The organism is Methylobacterium endophyticum (genome assembly GCF_050591105.1).
Classification (GTDB): Bacteria; Pseudomonadota; Alphaproteobacteria; order Rhizobiales; family Beijerinckiaceae; genus Methylobacterium.
This window is the reverse complement of the sequence record NZ_JBNHES010000039.1, coordinates 1-5,852: the sequence shown is the minus strand read 5'-3', so window position 1 is coordinate 5,852 and position 5,852 is coordinate 1. Positions and strand designations below refer to the sequence as shown.

The following is a 5,852-nucleotide window of genomic DNA, read 5'->3' as shown; positions in this document are numbered from 1 at the left end:
CACGACCAACATCCCGCGCAAGCCTCCCGTTCGAGCCGGAAGGCAGTGTGGATGACTTGTCCTGGGGTCCCGTTTGGACGCCGATTACCCCAAAAACGGGGTCCTTATTCCACGCCTAATCACATAACCGGCACTGTCCGGGTAGGCGACTTCTCCGCCGCGCGATTGTGGAGGACCGGATTGTAGATCCGGCTCAAGCGGCTCGGATTGGCCGCAAGCCTGTCCTGCAGGTATCGGGCAAGCCCGTCCGAGACGGCGATCGTATGAGCGGCCATCCGGGTGAGAAGCGGCGTGGCCAGGTAGCCGATGCGGCTGAGGAGCCCACGCTCGTTCGCCTTATAGCCGTGATACGTGATGATGCTCCGGCGCAAGCGGCCAGCCAAGGCCGCTGCCACCGTGTGCTTGAGGTTCGAGGAGGCCAGCGCGGAGATCGTGACGTCTGGCCGTTCGCGACGTATCAGCCCGGCGAGACGCGCCGTTGAGCGTAGATGTCCGCCTCCTAACACGACAAGCCGAGCATCGGGGCTCAAGTAAGCCAGGTTTTCCCTGGCCTCGTAATCAACGGCCACAATTACCTCATGTCCGAACCTGCAGAATTCAGTGGCGAGGATTGCCCACACGCGTTCTGCTCCGCCGCCTGCGAGGGCGTGCACGTACATCAGAATTCTACGCGGAACAGGTCTCGGCCTGTCGGAAGCAGGTGGAGCATTCACAGGAAGTACCCTGCCTCGGCGCCGGCGTCGTACGGCTCCCGCTAATGGTTGTGCTTGTGGCGCGCGCCGCCGTCCGGCTGCGCTGTGCTGGAGGGGTTCTCCGCTGCCTTCGTGCCGTCCGTCCCGGCGGCGCCGTGGTTCATTCCGGCATGAGCGTCGCCTGCCTGTGCCTGCATCCACAGGTCGTTGTACTCGTCGTCGGTCATCTCCGGCAGCTTCCGCAGCAGCGCGACCGTCGCCCAAAGCATCTCGTCCCCGTCGCTCGCCATCGACGGCATGCCGCTCATCTTGATCCCGTTCTTCAGGATCCAGAACAGCTCGCCCGCACTGTAGCGCTTCGCGGCCTCCTTGAGATTCGGCGGCTCAGGATACATGCCCTCCGCGACCTCGTTGCGCTTGGTGCCCGGTCCGCCATGGCACGTGGCGCAATGCTCGGCGAAGTGCCCGACGGCCGGCACCAGCTTGGCTTGTTCGTCGTAGCCCGCCGGCGGCAGCAGGCCGGCCGCGTGGGCTCGGATCGAGCGCACCCGTGCCGTCTCCAACACCCACGAGGTCAGGGCCCAGTGCGGCTCCGTCGCGGCGACGTTGAAGACGCCCGCGTAGATCACGGCCGCGGCGGCGACCGTCGCCAGGATGCCGGCCGAGAGCAACGTGAGGAAGGCGATCTTGGCGGTTTGCATGGATGTGTCCTGAGTGACCGGTTCAGAGACGGGCCGCCCACGCGTCAGGTGCGGGGGGGGGGCGTCGGACGAACTGGGATGAGCGCTCTCGTCGGATCCGTCTTCTCACCGCGCCTTCTGGATGCGCGTGATGGCAAGCTGCCCGTTCACCCGGTCGGCGGAGAACCGGACCCGGTCCCCGGCCTTCACCCCCTTGAGGATGGCAGGGTCGGCAACCCGGTAGGCCATCGTCATGGCGTCCATGTCGATGTTCGGGATGCGCTCGTGGTCCAGCGTGACCTTGCCGGCGGCCTCGTCGACCTTCTGGACGGTCCCGCTCACGAGGGGCGTGTTGGCAGGGGGCTGGGCCGCGGCAGTCTTGGCGGGGGACGCCGGAGCGGGCGACGGCGACGCGGGCTGGGTCGAGCCGCCCGCCTGCGCCTTGCGGTCCAGCGGACCCTCGCCGGACGGCGTCTGGTTCGGCTGCGGCCGGTAGTCCGACTGCCGGCTCCGGACCTGCCACTCCTTGAGGGCGTCGATCTTCTGCTGCTGCTCGTCCTGGATCTTCTGCGCGGTCTCGCGCAGCTGGCGGTCGCCGCCGTAGTCGAGCTGCGCCTTGGCGAGGAAGAGGGTCTGCTCGTAGCTCGCGATCAGGAGCTCGGCGAAGTCCCGATCCGGGTCCCCGGTCAGCTTGAGGTTCTTGAACCGGTCCGCCATGACCTCGCGCACGCGCTCCAGGGCGGCCGGGGCACCCTTGGCGGGTTGGGCCCAGGCCCCGCCCGAGAGCGGGTTCGCAAGCGCCACGCTCATGGCGGCCGACAGCAATAGACGTCGCATGTGATTTCCTCCGCGGCATGGGGCCGCCGCGCGTGATCGGGCGTGCCCGCGCGGCGGGCCCGTTCGAGGCGCTACTTGGCTTTTTGGATCTGGGTGACGGTGTACTGGCCGCCGGCCTCGTCGACGTCGAACTCGACCTTGTCCCCGGACTTCAGGTCCTTGAGCATCGCCGGGTCCTTGACCTTGTAGGCCATGGTCATGGCGTCCATGTCGAGCTTCGGAATGCGCTCGTGGTCCAGCGTGACCTTGCCGGCGGCCGGGTCGACCTTCGTGACCGTGGCCTTGACCGATTGCGCCCAGGCCGGGCTCGCCAGAGCCAGCAGCGCGGCGAGGGCGAAGGGAGGTACCTTCCTCATCGTATTCTCCTGATGGTCGTTGTGCCGCTGCACGGGCACTTGTTGAGGGGCGATGGCGCCCGCGCAGCGGCTTTCGGGCGGACTAGGTCCACCCGAACCCGTCCGGCGGTGCCCGCCCGCATCGGGGCGTCGTTCCGGCGGAAGCTTGGAAGACATCCGGCATCGCCGGCTCAGTGGTTTCCGTGACCGCCCGGGTTGGAGGCCGTCCGGCGCTTGCGCGGGTCGACCACGCGCAGGTCGGTCTCGCGGGCTTTCCGGCCCTTGGGCGTGTCCGGCGCCCGCGTCGGCTCGGGCAGGGGCTCGCCGGTCCACTCGTAGGCCAGCGTGCCCTCTGGGTGCTGGTACCAGCCCGGATCCCTGTAATCGCCGGGCGCCACGTCGGGGCGGACCTTCAGCACGGTGAACATGCCGCCCATCTCGACCGATCCGAACGGGCCGGCGCCGGTCATCATCGGCAGCGTGTTCTCGGGCAGCGGCATCTCCATCTCGGCCATGGAGCCCATGCCGGTCGAGCCCATCGGCATGTAGCCGGGCGCGATCTTCTGGATGCGCTTCGCCGTGCTCTTCAGGTTCACGCCGATGTAGGTGCGCACCGAGTGGCCCATGGCGTTCATGGTGTGGTGCGACTTGTGGCAGTGGACCGCCCAGTCCCCCAGGTTGTCGGCGTTGAACTCGATGGCCCGCATCTGGCCGACCGCGACGTCAGCGGACACCTCGAACCACTGGCGCTCGGGCGGGATCCAGCCGCCGTCGGTGCCCGTGACCTTGAAGTCGACCCCGTGCACGTGGATCGGGTGGTTGGTCATGGTCAGGTTGCCGAAGCGCATCCGCACCTTGTCGCCCTGGCGCGCGACCATGGGGTCGATGCCCGGCCAGACCCGGCTGTTGAAGCACCACATGTTCATGTCGAGCATCGTGTTGACCTTGGGCACGTACGACCCGGCCTCGATGTCGTAGGCGTTCAGGAGCCAGACGAAATCGCGGTCGACCCGCCGCTCGGCCGGGTCGCGCGGATGCACGACGAAGAAGCCCATCATGCCCATCGCCATCTGGACCATCTCGTCCGAGTGGGGGTGGTACATGAAGGTGCCCGAGCGCCTGAGGATGAACTCGTAGACGAAGGTCTTGCCCGGCGGGATGCCGGGCTGGTTCAGGCCCGCCACGCCGTCCATGCCGTTGGGCAGCGTCTGGCCGTGCCAGTGCACGGCGGTCGCCTCCGGCAGCTTGTTGGTGACGAAGATGCGGACCTTGTCGCCCTCGACCGCCTCGATGGTCGGACCCGGCGACTGGCCGTTGTAGCCCCAGAGATGGGCCTTCATCCCAGGGGCCATCTCGCGCACCACGGGTTCGGCCACGAGGTGGAACTCCTTCCAGTCCCCGCGCATGCGCCAGGGTAGGGTCCAGCCGTTCAGCGTCACCACCGGCTGGTAGTCCACCCCGGTGGTGGGCACGAGGGGCGGCTGTGTCGTTGCCTTGTCCATCGAGGGCGCCTCGGGCAGGCCGGCGGCCTGCGTCCGCCCGCTGATCATGGACGTCCCTGCGAGGACCAGTCCGCCGGCCCCGAGCAGGTTCCTGCGCGAAATGTCAGTCATCGGTTTCTCCATGGGTCTCGTGCGATGCGGCATCAGCCGCCGGGCGTGGCGGAAGCGAGGGTGTCGCCACCGCCGCCGGCCACCGCCTCGGACCCGGCCGATTCGCCGCCGAAGCCTTCGCCGGTGAAGCCCCCGCCGATGACGGCCGCCCTGAGGTCGGTCGCCGCGATCCAGAAGTCGCGCTGGGCCTCGATGGCCTGGATGTTGCTCAGGATCCGAGAGCGGGCGTCGATGATCAGGGTGGTGACGTCGATCAGCATGCCGCTGTACTGCAGCAACGCCTGGTCCTGGATCGTCTTGCGCAGGGGCAGAACGCTCCCCTGGTAGTGACGGGTGATGTCGTACTGGCCGCGGTAGCGCTGGTAGGCCTCGCGCACCTCAGAGCGGGCGTTGACCGCCTTCTCCGCGAGGCGATGGGCGGCGCCGAGATAAGCCTCCCGCGCGCCGCGCACGACCGTCGTCCCGAAGTCGTAGATCGGGATGACCAGGTCGATGGAGTAGCCGCGCCCGAAGCTCTTGTCGCGAGTGACGTTGAAGCCGCCCTGCTCGTTCGGCTCGAAGGCCTTCGCGCGCTCGTAGCGGTCGGAGTAGCCGACATCGAGCACGTTGATGAAGCCGCTGACCTGGTTGAGGCCGTACTGGCCCGCGAGCGACTGGAGTTCGAAGCGCGCCGTCTGGATGTCCGCGCGCTTCTTGATTGCCTCGGCCTCGATCTGGGTGCCGCTCACCAACCGGCCGGGCAGCGACGGCAGGCCGTTCGGAAGCTTGAAGTCGATCTCGCGCCCCCAGAGGCCGAGCAGGCGGATCAGCTTCTCGCGCTCGACCCGTTGCAGGACGCGCGCCTTGGCGAGCTGCGCCCCGAGCTCGCTGTAGAAGGCGTGCTCGCGCGCCTGCTCCAGCTTGTTCAGCGCGCCCGTCTCGCCGAGCTGCTTGGCCAGGGTGGAGGCGGAGCCGGCGCTCGCGAGCGCCTGCTCCAGGTAGGCGACGGACTGGTTCGCCGACACCGTGCGATAGAACTGGCGCCGCGCCTCGCCGGCGAGCCGCAGCACCTGCCCGACCGTGCGGTACTGCTCCGCCCTGAAACGGTTCTGGGCGATGGGGATGCGGACGGGCAGCGTCAGGAGCTCGATGAGGCTCGCGGTGAGGGAGCGCTCGACCTCCAGCGTGAAATCGCCCCCGGTCCGGCTGAGGGAGAGCCGGGGGACCGGCGGCAAGGTCGCCTGGACGAACTCGGCTTCCGACACGCCGAGGTCGTTGAAGGACGCCTGCAGGGCGCGGTTCTTCAGGAGGGCGACCTGAACCGCGCTGTCGGGCGTCAGGGGGCGCCGCAGCAGCTGGTCCGCGCGCGCCGCCGCGCCGGTCGCGGCGATCTCGTCGGACACCTTCACGATGTCCTTCCTCAACTCCAGGGCGGCGTAGCTGTGCGCCGGTCCGAGACCGCCGTCGGCCGAGAAGCCCACGCAGCCGCCAAGCGGCACCCCGACCGACGCCAGGAGGGCAGCGGTCCGGGCGCGACGGCCGAGCGACGCTGCGGCTCCCCGGCGGGCGCCGGACCCGCGAGTCTGAGGCAAGGTCATCCGTGAGTTCCCTTTGTGGGTTAGTCCGGGGGCGGGCGGGGTTTGGTTACAGGCGGGTCCCATCACCGCCCTCCCGTGTCGCGCTTGCCGCCCATGCCGGGCATGTTCATGCCGGGCA

General features: G+C 68.6%; 6 protein-coding genes. All 6 read right to left on the bottom strand.

Features of this window, described 5'->3' with window-relative positions:
* Window positions 1-119: 119 nt before the first annotated feature.
* Window positions 120-659 carry a glycosyltransferase gene (locus tag ACP56T_RS21710; RefSeq protein ID WP_430914093.1) on the bottom strand — a complete coding sequence of 180 codons (540 nt, stop codon included), beginning with the start codon at window positions 657-659 and terminating at the stop codon, window positions 120-122.
* 95 nt (window positions 660-754) lie between these two features.
* A complete protein-coding gene (locus ACP56T_RS21705) occupies window positions 755-1,393 on the bottom strand; it encodes a c-type cytochrome (RefSeq protein WP_009864849.1) in 639 nt (212 codons plus the stop codon).
* A 105-nt stretch (window positions 1,394-1,498) separates the two neighbouring features.
* Window positions 1,499-2,209, bottom strand: a complete 711-nt coding sequence (locus ACP56T_RS21700) for a copper-binding protein (RefSeq protein ID WP_430914092.1) — start codon at window positions 2,207-2,209, stop codon at window positions 1,499-1,501.
* 71 nt (window positions 2,210-2,280) lie between these two features.
* A complete protein-coding gene (locus ACP56T_RS21695) occupies window positions 2,281-2,565 on the bottom strand; it encodes a copper-binding protein (RefSeq protein ID WP_012454462.1) in 285 nt (94 codons plus the stop codon).
* A gap of 170 nt (window positions 2,566-2,735) precedes the next feature.
* Window positions 2,736-4,157 carry a multicopper oxidase family protein gene (locus ACP56T_RS21690; RefSeq protein WP_063112023.1) on the bottom strand — a complete coding sequence of 474 codons (1,422 nt, stop codon included), beginning with the start codon at window positions 4,155-4,157 and terminating at the stop codon, window positions 2,736-2,738.
* A 32-nt stretch (window positions 4,158-4,189) separates the two neighbouring features.
* Window positions 4,190-5,797 (bottom strand): TolC family protein, encoded by a 1,608-nt coding sequence (locus ACP56T_RS21685; RefSeq protein ID WP_238231518.1) that lies wholly within the window; start codon window positions 5,795-5,797, stop codon window positions 4,190-4,192.
* Between the last annotated feature and the right edge of the window lie 55 nt (window positions 5,798-5,852).